At 59.3% G+C, this 13,492-nt stretch carries 17 protein-coding genes; 8 read left to right on the top strand and 9 right to left on the bottom strand.

Features of this window, described 5'->3' with window-relative positions; genetic code table 11:
- Positions 1-96: 96 nt before the first annotated feature.
- A complete protein-coding gene (locus ITX55_RS22970; RefSeq protein WP_025304704.1) occupies positions 97-714 on the bottom strand; it encodes a trimeric intracellular cation channel family protein in 618 nt (205 codons plus the stop codon).
- 253 nt (positions 715-967) lie between these two features.
- On the opposite strand from ITX55_RS22970, the gene ITX55_RS22965 reads away from it, so the two are divergent.
- Positions 968-1,402, top strand: a complete 435-nt coding sequence (locus ITX55_RS22965) for a DUF3574 domain-containing protein (protein ID WP_033645179.1) — start codon at positions 968-970, stop codon at positions 1,400-1,402.
- A 34-nt stretch (positions 1,403-1,436) separates the two neighbouring features.
- On the opposite strand, the gene ITX55_RS22960 is transcribed toward ITX55_RS22965, so the two are convergent.
- Positions 1,437-2,621 carry a NupC/NupG family nucleoside CNT transporter gene (locus ITX55_RS22960; protein ID WP_108682205.1) on the bottom strand — a complete coding sequence of 395 codons (1,185 nt, stop codon included), beginning with the start codon at positions 2,619-2,621 and terminating at the stop codon, positions 1,437-1,439.
- 375 nt (positions 2,622-2,996) lie between these two features.
- Here ITX55_RS22960 and ITX55_RS22955 point away from each other — a divergent pair, with 375 nt between their 5' ends.
- A complete protein-coding gene (locus ITX55_RS22955; RefSeq protein ID WP_108682203.1) occupies positions 2,997-3,386 on the top strand; it encodes a hypothetical protein in 390 nt (129 codons plus the stop codon).
- Between the two features lie 54 nt (positions 3,387-3,440).
- On the opposite strand, the gene ITX55_RS22950 is transcribed toward ITX55_RS22955, so the two are convergent.
- Positions 3,441-4,304: a YicC/YloC family endoribonuclease gene (locus ITX55_RS22950; RefSeq protein WP_015379441.1), complete on the bottom strand. Its 864-nt coding sequence runs from the start codon at positions 4,302-4,304 to the stop codon at positions 3,441-3,443.
- 126 nt (positions 4,305-4,430) lie between these two features.
- Between ITX55_RS22950 and rph the strand changes: the two genes are divergently transcribed.
- Both rph and pyrE read left to right on the top strand, forming a co-directional pair.
- The gene (rph, locus tag ITX55_RS22945) at positions 4,431-5,147 is read left to right on the top strand and encodes a ribonuclease PH (protein WP_025160305.1); all 717 of its coding nucleotides are present in this window, start codon (positions 4,431-4,433) and stop codon (positions 5,145-5,147) included.
- Positions 5,148-5,243: 96 nt separating this feature from the next.
- Positions 5,244-5,885 (top strand): orotate phosphoribosyltransferase, encoded by a 642-nt coding sequence (gene pyrE, locus ITX55_RS22940; protein WP_042785593.1) that lies wholly within the window; start codon positions 5,244-5,246, stop codon positions 5,883-5,885.
- A 31-nt stretch (positions 5,886-5,916) separates the two neighbouring features.
- Here the strand turns inward: pyrE and slmA are convergent, their stop codons facing one another.
- The 3 genes from slmA to coaBC form a co-directional block, all read right to left on the bottom strand.
- Entirely contained in the window at positions 5,917-6,513 is a 597-nt protein-coding gene (gene slmA / locus ITX55_RS22935; RefSeq protein ID WP_025304700.1) for a nucleoid occlusion factor SlmA, read from the bottom strand.
- A gap of 251 nt (positions 6,514-6,764) precedes the next feature.
- Entirely contained in the window at positions 6,765-7,223 is a 459-nt protein-coding gene (gene dut / locus ITX55_RS22930) for a dUTP diphosphatase (protein ID WP_033652257.1), read from the bottom strand.
- Positions 7,201-8,418 carry a bifunctional phosphopantothenoylcysteine decarboxylase/phosphopantothenate--cysteine ligase CoaBC gene (gene coaBC / locus ITX55_RS22925; protein WP_168177212.1) on the bottom strand — a complete coding sequence of 406 codons (1,218 nt, stop codon included), beginning with the start codon at positions 8,416-8,418 and terminating at the stop codon, positions 7,201-7,203. Before coaBC ends, dut begins: the two co-directional genes overlap by 23 nt.
- 183 nt (positions 8,419-8,601) lie before the next feature.
- On the opposite strand from coaBC, the gene radC reads away from it, so the two are divergent.
- The 4 genes from radC (at position 8,602) to mutM (ending at position 10,860) form a co-directional block, all read left to right on the top strand.
- Positions 8,602-9,285, top strand: a complete 684-nt coding sequence (radC, locus tag ITX55_RS22920) for a DNA repair protein RadC (protein WP_016929682.1) — start codon at positions 8,602-8,604, stop codon at positions 9,283-9,285.
- Between the two features lie 262 nt (positions 9,286-9,547).
- Positions 9,548-9,784 carry a 50S ribosomal protein L28 gene (gene rpmB, locus ITX55_RS22915; protein ID WP_004931195.1) on the top strand — a complete coding sequence of 79 codons (237 nt, stop codon included), beginning with the start codon at positions 9,548-9,550 and terminating at the stop codon, positions 9,782-9,784.
- A gap of 11 nt (positions 9,785-9,795) precedes the next feature.
- Positions 9,796-9,963, top strand: coding sequence for a 50S ribosomal protein L33 (rpmG, locus tag ITX55_RS22910; protein WP_002442576.1), 168 nt, complete (start codon positions 9,796-9,798; stop codon positions 9,961-9,963).
- An 81-nt stretch (positions 9,964-10,044) separates the two neighbouring features.
- Positions 10,045-10,860 (top strand): bifunctional DNA-formamidopyrimidine glycosylase/DNA-(apurinic or apyrimidinic site) lyase, encoded by an 816-nt coding sequence (mutM, locus tag ITX55_RS22905; RefSeq protein WP_047025862.1) that lies wholly within the window; start codon positions 10,045-10,047, stop codon positions 10,858-10,860.
- 3 nt (positions 10,861-10,863) lie between these two features.
- On the opposite strand, the gene coaD is transcribed toward mutM, so the two are convergent.
- The 3 genes from coaD to waaA are packed head-to-tail and all read right to left on the bottom strand — an operon-like array spanning position 10,864 to position 13,404.
- On the bottom strand, positions 10,864-11,349 hold the full coding sequence (gene coaD / locus ITX55_RS22900) for a pantetheine-phosphate adenylyltransferase (RefSeq protein ID WP_033645183.1): 486 nt from the start codon (positions 11,347-11,349) through the stop codon (positions 10,864-10,866).
- A gap of 3 nt (positions 11,350-11,352) precedes the next feature.
- On the bottom strand, positions 11,353-12,126 hold the full coding sequence (locus ITX55_RS22895) for a glycosyltransferase family 2 protein (protein WP_033645184.1): 774 nt from the start codon (positions 12,124-12,126) through the stop codon (positions 11,353-11,355).
- On the bottom strand, positions 12,127-13,404 hold the full coding sequence (gene waaA, locus ITX55_RS22890; RefSeq protein ID WP_019452200.1) for a lipid IV(A) 3-deoxy-D-manno-octulosonic acid transferase: 1,278 nt from the start codon (positions 13,402-13,404) through the stop codon (positions 12,127-12,129).
- Between the last annotated feature and the right edge of the window lie 88 nt (positions 13,405-13,492).

Raw genomic sequence — 13,492 nt, 5'->3', positions numbered from 1 at the left:
TTTGCGTGGAAAAAGCGTCGAAAGGGCGAATATGCGCGCTGAAGGGCGACATTTTTGCAGTTTTGGCCTCGGCGGCGGCGCGTTGCCGCCCCGAGATCAGTGATCCGGATGCTGGTAGTTGAACACCGGCAGGCCTAGGCGGAAGCGCAGGGCGATAAGACGCGCGCTCAGGCCGGCGACCAAGGTGAGGATCACCACCAGATTGTGCGGCAGGCTAAGGTGCTGCAGGCCGATATACAGCCAGGCGGCGCTGAAGGAGATGCCGGCGTAGATCTCCTTCTGGAAAACCAGCGGGATGCGGTTGCAGAACATATCGCGCAGCACCCCGCCGAAGACGCCGGTGATCACCGCGGCGATGGCGGCGATAATGGCGCTGTGCCCCATATCCAGGGCCACCTGCGCGCCGATGATGGAGAAGACGATCAGGCCGACGGCGTCGAGCACCAGGAACAGGCGGCGCAGATGGCGCATCAGAGGAGCCACCCAGGTGGTGACGATCGCCGCTATCGCGACGATGACGATGTATTCCGGGTGTTTGACCCAGCCCAACGGAAAATGCCCGAGCAACATATCGCGCACCGACCCGCCGCCGATTGCGGTGACAGAGGCGATGATGATCACGCCGAACATGTCCATTTGGCGGCGGCCGGCCGCCAGCGCGCCGGTCATGGCTTCGGCGGTGATGCCGATGATATAAAGGATGCTCAGTAACATAAGGGGTTCACAGCGTAATTGCGTCAGAATGATGGCCGGCAGGGTAATCGCCGCCGAGGACGCGCGCCACTGAGTTTTTTTCACCGATGGCGTTTCGGATTAATATGGCTAATCCAAACTCCATTTTTATTGCCGATAACCAGCCTTTTTTAACATCTGGTTGTTAATGAAAGCATTAGAAATTTCGCGCTAATTTCCATCGCTGACTATGATTTTTGCAGCGAATCCTTCAACCGAAAAATCGAGACTGCTGATGAAAAACTCCCCGAGACTGGCCGCCGGCGCCATGGTGGCCGCCCTGCTGCTGAGCGGCTGCGTGGCGCCAGGCCACCAGGCTGTTTCCCCCGCCCCGACTTGTCGCACCGGCGATCCGCTGGTACAGACAACGCTCTACTTCGGCCTGAACCGGCCGGCGGGGCCGGCGATCACCGCCGCCGAGTGGCAAACCTTCGTCGATAGCCAGGTGACGCCGCGTTTTAAAGACGGGCTGACGGTGTTTGATGCCAAAGGGCAGTGGCTGGGTCACGACGGCAAGCTGGCGCGCGAGAACAGCAAGGCGCTGCTGTTGATCCATGCGCCGGGCAAAGAGAGCGAGGCGAATATCGAGGCGCTGCGCAGCGGCTATAAGCAGCAGTTTGCGCAGGATTCGGTAATGCGGGTGGATGCGCCGGTGTGCGTGGCGTTTTAAAGCGAACTCCCGGCCCTGCGGCCGGGAGTGGGGATTACAGCACCAGGCCGGCGATGGCCGCCGACAACAGGCTCACCAGCGTCGAGCCGTAAACCAGCTTCAGGCCAAAACGGGAAACCACGTTGCCTTGCTGCTCGTTCAGCCCCTTGATGGCGCCGGCGACGATGCCGATGGAGGCGAAGTTGGCGAACGACACCAGGAACACCGACAGAATGCCCAGCCCGCGCGGCGACAGCTCCGCCGCGATTTTCTTCAGCTCAATCATCGCCACGAATTCGTTGGCCACCAATTTGGTCGCCATGATGCTGCCCGCCTTCAGGGCCTCTTCCGCCGGGATGCCGATCAGCCAGGCCAGCGGATAGAACACGTAGCCGAGGATTTGCTGGAAGCTGATGCCGAGCACCGCCGAGAACAGCGCATTGACGGCGGAGATCAGCGCGATAAAGCCGATCAGCATCGCCGCGATGATCATCGCAATTTTGAAGCCGGCCAGAATGTACTCGCCCAACATTTCGAAGAAGCTCTGATCTTCGTGCAGCTTGTTCAGCTTCAGCTCCGGCTCGTCTTCGACCTGATACGGGTTGATGATCGACAGGATGATGAAGGTGCTGAACATATTAAGGATCAACGCCGCCACCACGTACTGCGCGTCGATCATCGACATGTAGGCGCCGACGATGGAGAGCGATACCGTCGACATGGCGGTCGCGGCCATGGTGTACATGCGGCGCGGCGAGATGTCGCCGATGATGCCCTTGTAGGCGATGAAGTTCTCCGACTGCCCCAGCACCAGCGTGCTGACGGCGTTGAACGATTCCAGCTTGCCCATGCCGTTGACCTTGGACAGCAGGGTGCCCACCAGGCGGATGATCAGCGGCAGGATGCGGAAATGCTGCAAAATGCCGATCAGGGCGGAAATAAAGATGATAGGGCACAAAACGCCCAGGAAGATAAACGCCAGGCCATCTTTGCTCATGCCGCCGAACACGAACTCCGACCCTTGTGCGGCGTAGGCGAGCAGGGTGTCGAAGAAGCCGGCGACGTGTTGGATCACGCTGAGCCCGCTGGCGGAGTGCAGGAAGAAATAGGCCAGCGCGCCTTCGATCACCAACAGCTGGATGATATAGCGCAGGCGGATTTTCTTGCGATTATTGCTGACCAGCAGCGCCAGGGCGATGATCACCACCAGGGCCATAATAAATTGCAGAATTTGTGGCATAAACGGTCCGTACGGTTCACGGGCAGGAAAAAAACACATTTAGCCACAGCATCGCCGTCCTTTCATTACCTTGCGTGATAATTAGAACAAAATACTTATGGCGTGCGGGATATCTTGCCGATTGTCATCCGCACGCGCTGCTCGGCAGTTTTTCATAAGCCCCCGAAGTGCCTTAGTGAGCCGTCTTCCATGATGCCTGCCGGCTCGCAGCCTGATGCAACCACCGTCCCGCACGTTCAGGCGCCTGGAATCTGGCTCGCAATGGGCGATTTTTCATGGCGCAAAGCGTGGCTTTCTTGGCTGAGGAAGAGAAACATGTTTGGACAAGGCGCCGGTCGCGATCGGCGCGCATTTTATCGAACAAGGAGACGAACGATGAATATCGGCACGTTGCTCAGGGCGCTGGCCAACGGCGTTAATCCCGACACCGGCGAGCTATTGAGACCGGCTTCAGCGGCCTGCGCGCCGGAGGCTATCCGCCTTCTGTTCGCGTTGGCCGACGAGTTTGACGGTGAATCTGAACTGCAGAAAAAATCCAGGCTGACGCCGGAAGAAAAGCGGCAGAAGAATCTGGCCGAGGGCCGGCCGGCCAATGCCTACTTCCCTTGGCCGGAAGAAGAAAAACTGCGGCTGCGCGAGAGCCATGCGGCCGGGGCGACGCTGGAGGCGCTGAGCGATGAGTTCGAGCGTTCAACCTGGAGCATTGCGGTGCAACTGCAGAAAATGGGGTTGATCGGTGAGGAACAGGCGGCCGCCTATCGCTGATCTATAGCCATAAAAAAGCCCGCGTGGCGCGGGCTTGATGGCGTGCGGAGCGGATCACTCGATGTTCTGGATCTGCTCGCGCATCTGTTCGATCAGCACCTTCAGCTCGATGGCGGAGGCGGTGACGTCGGCATTGATTGACTTGGAGGCCAGGGTGTTCGATTCGCGGTTGAATTCCTGCATCATAAAGTCGAGGCGGCGGCCGACGGCTTCTTTCTTCTTCAGGATGTTGTGCGTCTCTTTCACGTGCGCTTCCAGGCGATCCAGCTCTTCGGCGACGTCGATGCGCTGCGCCATCAGCACCAGCTCTTGCTCCAGGCGAGTGTTTTCCAGCTGCACCTGCGCCTCTTCCAGCTTGCTGACCAGGCGCTCGCGCTGCCATTGCAGGATGTTCGGCATCTGGGCGCGCACTTTGACCACTTCGGCGCTGACGCCGTCGAGGCGCTGTTCGATCAGCGTTTTCAGCGCGGCGCCTTCGCTTTCGCGTGCGACGATAAAGTCATCCAGCGCGCCGTCCAGCGCTTGCATCAGCTCGGCGCTGATGGCGTCCAGATCCTGCTCCTGCGCGGACATCACGCCCGGCCAGCGCAGCACGTCGATCGGGTTGATTTCTCCTTCGTCGCTCTGCATTTTCACCCAGTTGGCGGCTTCGACCAGCTGTTTGGCCAGTTTTTCGTTCAGGATCAGCGAGCTTTGCGCGCTTGGATCCAGTTCGAAACGCAGGTTGCATTCGACTTTGCCGCGGGTCAGGCGGCCACGGATACGTTCACGGATCACCGGCTCCAGGCTGCGGAATTGTTCCGGCAGGCGGATGTAGGTTTCTAAGTAGCGCTGGTTAACGGAACGCAGCTCCCAGGCTGCGCTGCCCCATTCACCCTTGATTTCACGCCGGGCGTAGGCGGTCATGCTGCGGATCATTGATGCGTACCCGTAATAGGAAAAGATGGGGCGATTATAGCGTCGCGGCTGCGGGCAGGATAGGCATTACGTCACGAAGCCCGTATAATGCGCAGCCAATAGTTGATTTGAAGCCGGAGAGAGCCCATGCGTCCTGCAGGCAGAGCACCACAGCAAGTTCGCCCCCTGACACTGACCCGTCACTATACCAAACACGCTGAAGGTTCAGTGCTGGTTGAGTTTGGCGATACCAAAGTCTTGTGCACCGCCACGGTAGAAGAGGGCGTTCCGCGCTTCCTGAAAGGCCAGGGGCAAGGTTGGATCACCGCCGAGTACGGCATGCTGCCGCGCTCCACCCACAGCCGCAACGCCCGTGAAGCCGCCAAAGGCAAACAGGGTGGCCGCACGCTGGAGATCCAGCGCCTGATCGCCCGTTCGCTGCGCGCCGCGGTGGATCTGAAAAAGCTCGGTGAATTCACCATCACTCTCGACTGCGACGTACTGCAGGCCGATGGCGGTACCCGCACCGCTTCCATCTCCGGCGCCTGCGTGGCGCTGGCCGATGCGCTGAACACCCTGGTGGCCAACGGTAAGCTGAAAGCCAATCCGATGAAGGGCATGGTGGCGGCGGTTTCCGTCGGCATCGTCAACGGCGAAGCGCTGTGCGATCTGGAGTATGTGGAAGATTCTGCGGCGGAAACCGACATGAACGTGGTGATGATGGAAGACGGCCGCATGATTGAAGTGCAGGGCACCGCCGAAGGCGAGCCGTTCAGCCACGATGAGCTGTTGGCGCTATTGGCGCTGGCCCGAGGAGGCATCGAAACCATCTTCCAGGCGCAGAAAGCGGCGCTGGCGGACTAATTTTTCAAGGCGACTGAGAAGTCGCCTTTTTTATGCCCGCCGATCGGGCGGCAGTAATGACAAGACCCAAGCAGATTCAGACGAGGAGAAGCAGTAATGAAAGCCTATCAGCGCCAGTTTATCGAGTTCGCGCTTAACAAGCAGGTATTGAAATTCGGCGAGTTCACCCTGAAATCCGGCCGCACCAGCCCGTATTTCTTCAACGCCGGCCTGTTTAATACCGGGCGCGATCTTGCGTTGTTGGGGCGCTTCTACGCCGAAGCCCTGATGGATTCCGGCATCGATTTCGATCTGCTGTTTGGCCCGGCCTATAAAGGCATTCCTATCGCCACCACCACGGCGGTTGCGCTGGCGGAACACCATGAGCGCGACGTGCCTTACTGCTTTAACCGCAAGGAAGCCAAGACCCACGGCGAGGGCGGTTCGCTGGTGGGCAGCCCGCTGCAGGGCCGCGTGATGCTGGTGGACGATGTGATCACCGCCGGTACCGCGATCCGTGAGTCGATGGAAATCATCGGCGCCAGCGGCGCTTCGTTGGCGGGCGTGCTGATCTCCCTCGACCGGCAGGAACGCGGCCGCGCGGACATATCCGCCATTCAGGAAGTGGAACGCGACTACCACTGCAAGGTGATTTCGATCGTGACGCTGAAGGATCTGATCGCCTATCTGGAAGAGAAACCGGAAATGGCGGACCACCTGGCGGCGGTGCGCGCTTACCGCGAGCAGTACGGGATATAAGTAAAAACGCCGGGCATGCCCGGCGTTATCGTTATTGCAGCTGGGCCGCCAGGAGCGGCCAGCGGGCGTCGAATTCCTGCGTTGGACGATAGCGGAATTCCGAACGCACATAGCGCGACAACATGCCTTCGCAGAAGGCCAGCAGCTGGCTGGCCAGCAGCGTTTCATCGACGATAAAGCCTTTGCCTTCGCGCAATTTGCGCTCTTTCAGCACCTGACGCAGCTGCGCCTCGATGCGTTCGAACAGCTGGTTGATGCGGCCCTGCAGGCGATCCTGTTCAAACATCAGCGCGTGGCCGGTCATGATGCGCGTCAGCCCCGGGTTGCGTTCTGCAAAGCCCAGAATCAGCAGTAAAATCAGGCGCAGACGATTAAACGTCTCTTTCTCGTCCTGCAAGATCAGGTTGATGCGGGTGATCAGGCTGTCTTCGATAAACTCGATCAGACTGTCGAACATCCGTGTCTTGCTGGGGAAATGCCGGTACAGCGCAGCTTCAGAAACACCCACGTTCGCGGCGAGCTTGGCGGTGGTAATGCGCTGGCTGCCGTCGCTGGATTCCAGCATCTGGGCTAACGCCTGCAATATTTCCTCGCGCCGATTCCTTTTCGTATTTTCTTTTTCTGCCATGTCTGATTAGACCCTTGCTAAAACTTAACTGACGGAAACCCGGGCACCGGCCGCTGCAGAGCAGGCTCTGTGCGGCTTATGTGATAGCTTTTTTACGATGCTGGGGTCAGCGGCCTTAACGGCCTTTTTCCGCGCTGCCTGGTGTGCGCTGCAATTGTCGCGGTAAAACCTTGCCGCAGAGACATCCTTCTCCCCGGAAAGGCAAGGTTCAGGCGACGTTTCCCTGCCGGCCATCGTGCATTGAGTGGCGCTTAGTGGCGCCCCGAGTGGCCGAAGCCGCCTTCGCCGCGCTCGCTGCTGTCGAACTCTTCCACCAGGTTGAACTCGGCCTGCACCACCGGCACGAAGACCATCTGCGCGATGCGTTCGCCCGGTTCGATAGTGAATGACTTCTGGCCGCGGTTCCAGACCGACACCATCAGCTGGCCCTGATAATCGGAGTCGATCAGACCGACCAGATTACCCAGCACGACGCCGTGCTTGTGGCCCAGGCCTGAGCGCGGCAGGATCACCGCCGCCAGGCCGGCGTCGGCGATATGGATCGCGAGACCGGTAGGCAGCAGCGTGGTTTCACCCGGCGCCAGCTCCACCGCGCTGTCCAGGCAGGCGCGCAGGTCGAGACCGGCTGAGCCCGGAGTGGCGTAGGTCGGTAGCGGGAAATCCTGACCGATGCGCGGGTCGAGGATCTTAACGTCGATTTTTTTCATCATAACGGCTGACTATCTCGTCTATTAAACGTTGGCCAAGGAGTGCCTTGTCGCTCAGCGCCAGGCGTTTATCTCCATCCTGCCAAAAAAGGTGCAGGGCATTGGTGTCGCTGTTGAACCCGTGCTCTGCGAGCGATACATCGTTAGCGCAAATCAAATCCAGCTTCTTACGCGCCAGTTTCTGCCGCGCGTATTCTTCCACATTCTGGGTTTCGGCGGCAAACCCCACGACAAACGGTCGATTTTTGGTCATCGCCGCCACGCCGGCGACGATATCGGGGTTTTTTACCATCTTGAGGACGATTTCATCACCCTGTTTTTTTATTTTTTCATCGGCGATCCGCTCGGGACGGTAGTCGGCTACGGCGGCGCAGGAGATGAAAATCTGCTGCTGAGCGGCGCGCTGTTGCACCGCCTGTTCCATCTCCAGCGCGCTGGTGACGTCCACGCGTGTGACCTTCGGCGGCGTCGGCAGGCTCACCGGCCCGGCGATCAGCGTCACCTGCGCGCCGCGGGCGGCGGCGGCGCGGGCGATGGCGAAGCCCATTTTGCCGGAGCTGTGATTGCTGATGAAGCGTACCGGATCCAGCGCTTCGCGCGTCGGGCCGGCGGTGATCATAACCTGCAAATGTTGCAGATCCTGCGGGGCGGAGAAATGACCGTTCGCCAGCTCGACGATGTCCAGCGGATCCAGCATGCGGCCCGGGCCGACGTCGCCGCAGGCCTGGCTGCCGCTGTCCGGCCCCCAGAGCAGCATGCCGCGCGCCTGCAGCGTTTGCAGGTTGGCCTGCGTGGCGGCGGCGCGATACATCTGCTGGTTCATGGCGGGGGCGGCGGCGATAGGGGCGTCGGTCGCCAGGCAGACGGTAGTCAGCAGATCGTTGGCCATGCCGGCGGCGACGCGCGCCAGCAGATCGGCGGTCGCCGGCGCCAGAATCACCAGATCCGCCCATTTGCCGAGTTCGATGTGGCCCATGGCGGCTTCGGCGGCGGGATCCAACAGATCGTCGGACACCGGGTGGCCGGAAACGGCCTGCAGCGTCAGCGGCGTAATGAACGCCTTGGCGGCGTGGGTCATCACCACGCGCACTTCCGCGCCCCTGTCACGCAGGCGGCGCACCAGCTCTGGGCATTTGTAGGCGGCGATGCCGCCGCTGATGCCAAGCACAATATGTTTGCCGGAAAGTCCCGTCATCATCATTGTCCGATTGAAAGCCGAAAGATGCGCCATTTTAGCATATCCGCCGTTCAGGTGAGCGATTCCGCAATGGCTGCAGGGCGTTACATTGTGCTTTGCGAAACACTTCGCAATGTTATCAAACACCTGTCGAACGCGCCGGGGGGCGCATGGCATGCTGTAGCCCTTTCAGGGAGGAACACGATGAGCAACCCGACTGTGGCGTGCTGGCCGGGCGCGCTGGCGCCGCGTGAAAAGCTGTTGATGCAGGGGGCCGCGGCGCTGTCCGACGCAGAGCTGTTGGCCATTTTCTTGCGCACCGGGTTGCCCGGCGTGCACGTAATGCAGCTGGCGGAGCAGCTGCTGCGCCGATTCGGCTCGCTTTACCATCTGATGTCGGCCGATCATCAGGCGTTTTGCAGTCAAAAAGGCTTGGGCGACGCCAGCTATACGCAGCTGCAGGCGATTGCCGAGCTGGCGCTTCGCTTCTTTTCCAGCCATCTCTCGCAGGAAAACGCCATGCTTAACCCGCGCGTCACCCAGCATTATCTGCAAAGCCTGCTGGCGCATCGTGAGCGAGAGGTCTTTTTGGTATTGTTTTTAGACAATCAGCATCGGGTTATTCGCCATCAGGAGATGTTTGCTGGTACCATCAGCAGCGTCGTCGTCTACCCGAGAGAAATTGTGCGTGAAGCGTTGAAGGCTAATGCCGCCGCGCTGATTCTCGCGCATAATCACCCCTCGGGTAAGGCTGAACCCAGTCATGCCGACCGTTTGATAACTGAACAGGTGGTGAAAGCCTGCCAGTTATTGGAGATCCGAGTGCTCGATCATTTGGTGATCGGTCGGGGTGAATGCGTCTCTTTTGCCGAGCGCGGATGGCTTTAAGCGATTTTTTCGCGATCCTTGTGGGATCTTTAGCTGTTCGGGACTTGAGCACTTACGCTTCAGAGCGTATACTACGCCACCTTTGAGAATCTTGGGTTTGGCGCAAGAGCCTATCTCAGCAGGTTTCTGACCTGATGTGTGGTTTCTACCTGATGACGAGAGTCTCCTCAGTATGAAGTTTGCTGAGATGGGCTCTAAAAGCCTGACGAGGCGGCCATACCCTATACGAAGCTCGAGCTGATTTGATTTTTGGAGAATAGACATGTCCCGAGTCTGCCAAGTTACTGGCAAGCGCCCGGTGAGCGGTAACAACCGTTCCCACGCAATGAACGCGACCAAACGCCGTTTTCTGCCTAACCTGCACTCACACCGTTTTTGGGTTGAGGCTGAGAAGCGCTTTGTAACTCTGCGTGTATCTGCTAAAGGTATGCGTGTTATCGATAAGAAGGGTATTGAGACGGTTCTGGCCGATCTGCGTGCCCGTGGTGAGAAGTATTAAGGAACTGAATCATGGCTAAAGGTGTTCGCGAGAAGATCAAGCTGGTTTCTTCTGCTGGTACTGGTCACTTCTATACCACCACGAAGAACAAGCGTACTAAGCCGGAAAAATTGGAACTGAAGAAATTCGATCCAGTTGTCCGTCAGCACGTAGTATACAAAGAAGCTAAAATTAAATAATTTTAGTGGATTAATGAAAAACCCGGCCTTGGCCGGGTTTTTTGTTTTATAAAGGGTAGAAAACATCGGAGGGGAAGCCAGATGCCTGAATTACCGGAAGTTGAGACGAGCAGACGTGGTATAGAGCCTTATCTTGTCGGCCACAGCATTCAGTATGCGGTGGTGCGCAACGCGCGCCTGCGCTGGCCGGTTTCCGAGCAGATCCTGACGCTGAGCGATCAGCCGGTGCTCAGCGTGCAGCGTCGGGCCAAATACCTGCTGATTGAGCTGGAGCGCGGTTGGATTATCGTGCATCTGGGCATGTCGGGCAGCCTGCGCATGCTGCGTGAGGAAAACGAAGACGAAGCCGGCAAACACGACCACGTCGATCTGGTGATCAACAACGGTATGATCCTGCGTTATACCGATCCGCGCCGCTTCGGCGCCTGGCTGTGGTGCGAAGACCTGGCGACCAGCAGCGTGTTGGCGCATCTGGGGCCGGAACCGCTGAGTGAGGCGTTCAACGGCGACTACCTGTATGAAAAATCACGTAATAAGCGCACGCTGATCAAACCGTGGCTGATGGATAATAAGCTGGTGGTCGGGGTCGGTAACATTTACGCCAGTGAATCGCTGTTCAGCGCCGGGATCCTGCCCGATCGTCCGGCGGGATCCTTGACCAAAGCCGAAGCGGCGCTGTTGGCGAAGACCATCAAGGCGGTGTTGCAACGCTCCATCGAGCAGGGCGGCACCACATTGCGCGACTTTTTGCAGTCGGACGGGAAACCGGGGTACTTCGCGCAGGAGCTGCAGGTTTACGGACGGGCGGGAGAACCGTGCCGCACATGCGGCACGCCGATTGAATCCGCCAAGCACGGGCAGCGCAGCACCTTCTTTTGCCGACGCTGCCAGCGCTGAGCATCACGCGGCGGCGAGCTTCGCCATCAGCGCCTGAGTGACCACATCGGGCAGGAAAGGCGCGATATCGCCGCCGTGGCGGGCGACCTCCTTCACCAGTGATGAGGAGATGAACGACCACTCTTCGGAAGGCATCAGGAACACGCTTTCCAGCGTCGGCATCAAATGGCGGTTCATGTTCGCCAGCTGCAGTTCGTACTCAAAGTCAGACACCGCCCGCAGGCCGCGCACCAGGATATTGGCATTCTGGTGAGCGGCGAAATGCGCCATCAGCTCGCTGAAGCCCAGTACCTCCACATTGTCCAGATGCGAGGTGACCTGCGTCGCCAGCGCCACGCGCTCATCCAGGCTGAACAGCGGCTTTTTGCTCGGGCTGGCGGCGATGGCCAGAATCACGTGATCGAACATCAGCGACGCGCGCGTCACTAAATCCAGGTGGCCGTTGGTCATGGGATCGAACGTCCCGGGATAGATGGCTTTGCTGGTCATGATTCACTTCTCTGAGTAGTTGCGGCCCAATGCCCATAATGCGGCATATTTATTGAAGGTATATTGCGCGTTGACCACCGCTAACAGCAACCCCTGTTTACCGTCGAGGAAGCCGGCCCGCAGCAGCCAGGTTTTGACGAAGGCGCCGAGCGTGTGGGTCAGGATGGACAGATAGCCGCAACGCTTGCCGGCCCGGTGGCGCTGTGTGGCCCACTCTTCGGCATAGCGCAGCTGTTTGCGCTGAAAGGCGAAGAAGTCGCGGCAGGTCAGGTGCAGCATATCGCCGCTGAGGGGGATCACTTTGGCGTCGCCGATGTTCAGCGACTCGTGCACCAGATCGTCGTTATAGCGATAGCGTGAATTGGCGTACAGGCGGTTTACGCGGTCGGGATACCAGCCGCTGTGGCGCATGAAGCGGCCAAGGAACAGGTTGCGCCGCGCGCAGCTGTAAACGGCGCCGTCGTCCGGCGCGTTCAACACCCGCTCGATGGATTGCCGCAGTTCGGGGGTGACGCGTTCGTCGGCGTCGATCATCAATACGTAGTCATGGCTGGCGTAGCTTTGCGCCAGCTGGCGCTGCTTGCCGAATCCTTGCCAGTCGGTGTGCGTGAAGACTTTGGCGCCCAGACTTTCGGCGACGGCGACGCTGTCGTCCTCGCTGCCGGAGTCCAGCACGATGATTTCATCGGCCCAGGCGACCGAGCGCAGGCAGTCCGGCAACAGCCCGGCTTCGTTTTTGGCGATCATCACCACCGACAGGCTTTTGCGGCTGCTCATTCAGTGACTCCGGGGCGGCAGGTGCGGTTCCAGCAGCTGCAGCAGGCGCTGCAACGCGCCCTGATTCTGATACAACACTTCCACCGCATGGCGGCCGTAGTAACGGCGGTAGTCTTCGTCGGTCAACAGGGTTTCCACTTCCTTTACCAGCGAATCCACGTCGGTCACGGTGATCAGGCCTTCGGCCTGCGAAAGCTTGGCGCAGATGTCTTTAAAGTTGAAGGTATGCGGGCCCATCAGCACCGGGATGGCGTGGGCGGCGGCTTCCAGCGGGTTATGCCCGCCACGTTCCACCAGGCTGCCGCCGACAAAGGCCAGATCGGCGATGCCGTACAGCAGCATGAGTTCGCCCATGGTATCGCCGATCACCACCTGGGTGCTGCCGGACGGGATTTCGCCGCTGCTGCGCAGGGTGTAGCTGAAGCCGGCCTTCTGTACCAGCTCCTTGGCGGTCGGGAAGCGTTCCGGGTGACGCGGCACCAGGATCAGCAGCAGGTCGGGGTGTTTTTCCAGCAGCTTGCGGTGCGCTTCGAGCAGGATGGTTTCTTCGCCTTCATGGGTGCTGGTGGCGATCCACACCGGGCGACGCGGCGCCCATTGGCGGCGCAGCGTAACGGCGCGGGCGGCCAGTTCCGGGGTGACGGAGATATCGAATTTCAGGCTGCCGGTAACGGCCAGCTGCGAGCGTTTCAGGCCCAGTTCGATAAAACGATCGCCGTCTTCCTGGTTCTGTGCGGCGATCAGCGTAATGCGGCGCAGCATATCGCGCATGAATCCGCCAATTTTCTTATAGCCGGCAGCGGATCGCGCCGACAGGCGCGCATTGGCGATCACCAGGGGGATTTGCCGCTGATGCAGTGCGTTGATCAGGTTAGGCCATAGCTCGGTTTCCATGATGATCACCAGCTTGGGATTCACCTGGTCGAGGAAGCGGTTCATGGAACCGGGCAGATCGTAGGGCAGATAGACATGATGCACGTCTTTGCCGAAAGCGGACTGGACGCGTTCTGAACCTGTCGGGGTCATTGTGGTCACAGTTATCGGCAAAGCGGGGTAACGATGGCGCAGCGCCCGCACCAGCGGGATGGCCGCCAGCGTTTCGCCGACGGAGACGGAATGCAGCATAATGCCGCCCGGCACGACTTTCCCGGCGCAGAAGCCATAGCGTTCCGCCCAGCGTTTACGGTAGGCTGGAGCTTTGCGGCTGCGCAGCAGTAAGCGGAGCCAGATCAGGGGTTGGATGAGGTAGAGTAGTACCTGATATAAACGCAGCAACATTCTATCAATTTCATTTATATGGGTTATTCGGAATAGTACCATAACTGGAAGGGAAAGGCGCTAATTTGGTAACCTTGGGTGTCAGTTT

The organism is Serratia sp. EWG9 (genome assembly GCF_019913725.1).
Taxonomy (GTDB): Bacteria; Pseudomonadota; Gammaproteobacteria; order Enterobacterales; family Enterobacteriaceae; genus Serratia; species Serratia ureilytica.
This window is presented reverse-complemented; position numbering and strand designations above follow the sequence as displayed.

What these genes read in the sequence shown, in the direction of transcription:
- ITX55_RS22970 (WP_025304704.1), bottom strand. Translation starts at nt 714, where the DNA reads ATGTTACTGAGCATCCTTTATATCATCGGCATCACCGCCGAAGCCATG.
- ITX55_RS22965 (WP_033645179.1), top strand. Translation starts at nt 968, where the DNA reads ATGAAAAACTCCCCGAGACTGGCCGCCGGCGCCATGGTGGCCGCCCTG.
- ITX55_RS22960 (WP_108682205.1), bottom strand. Translation starts at nt 2,621, where the DNA reads ATGCCACAAATTCTGCAATTTATTATGGCCCTGGTGGTGATCATCGCC.
- ITX55_RS22955 (WP_108682203.1), top strand. Translation starts at nt 2,997, where the DNA reads ATGAATATCGGCACGTTGCTCAGGGCGCTGGCCAACGGCGTTAATCCC.
- ITX55_RS22950 (WP_015379441.1), bottom strand. Translation starts at nt 4,304, where the DNA reads ATGATCCGCAGCATGACCGCCTACGCCCGGCGTGAAATCAAGGGTGAA.
- rph (WP_025160305.1), top strand. Translation starts at nt 4,431, where the DNA reads ATGCGTCCTGCAGGCAGAGCACCACAGCAAGTTCGCCCCCTGACACTG.
- pyrE (WP_042785593.1), top strand. Translation starts at nt 5,244, where the DNA reads ATGAAAGCCTATCAGCGCCAGTTTATCGAGTTCGCGCTTAACAAGCAG.
- slmA (WP_025304700.1), bottom strand. Translation starts at nt 6,513, where the DNA reads ATGGCAGAAAAAGAAAATACGAAAAGGAATCGGCGCGAGGAAATATTG.
- dut (WP_033652257.1), bottom strand. Translation starts at nt 7,223, where the DNA reads ATGATGAAAAAAATCGACGTTAAGATCCTCGACCCGCGCATCGGTCAG.
- coaBC (WP_168177212.1), bottom strand. Translation starts at nt 8,418, where the DNA reads ATGATGACGGGACTTTCCGGCAAACATATTGTGCTTGGCATCAGCGGC.
- radC (WP_016929682.1), top strand. Translation starts at nt 8,602, where the DNA reads ATGAGCAACCCGACTGTGGCGTGCTGGCCGGGCGCGCTGGCGCCGCGT.
- rpmB (WP_004931195.1), top strand. Translation starts at nt 9,548, where the DNA reads ATGTCCCGAGTCTGCCAAGTTACTGGCAAGCGCCCGGTGAGCGGTAAC.
- rpmG (WP_002442576.1), top strand. Translation starts at nt 9,796, where the DNA reads ATGGCTAAAGGTGTTCGCGAGAAGATCAAGCTGGTTTCTTCTGCTGGT.
- mutM (WP_047025862.1), top strand. Translation starts at nt 10,045, where the DNA reads ATGCCTGAATTACCGGAAGTTGAGACGAGCAGACGTGGTATAGAGCCT.
- coaD (WP_033645183.1), bottom strand. Translation starts at nt 11,349, where the DNA reads ATGACCAGCAAAGCCATCTATCCCGGGACGTTCGATCCCATGACCAAC.
- ITX55_RS22895 (WP_033645184.1), bottom strand. Translation starts at nt 12,126, where the DNA reads ATGAGCAGCCGCAAAAGCCTGTCGGTGGTGATGATCGCCAAAAACGAA.
- waaA (WP_019452200.1), bottom strand. Translation starts at nt 13,404, where the DNA reads ATGTTGCTGCGTTTATATCAGGTACTACTCTACCTCATCCAACCCCTG.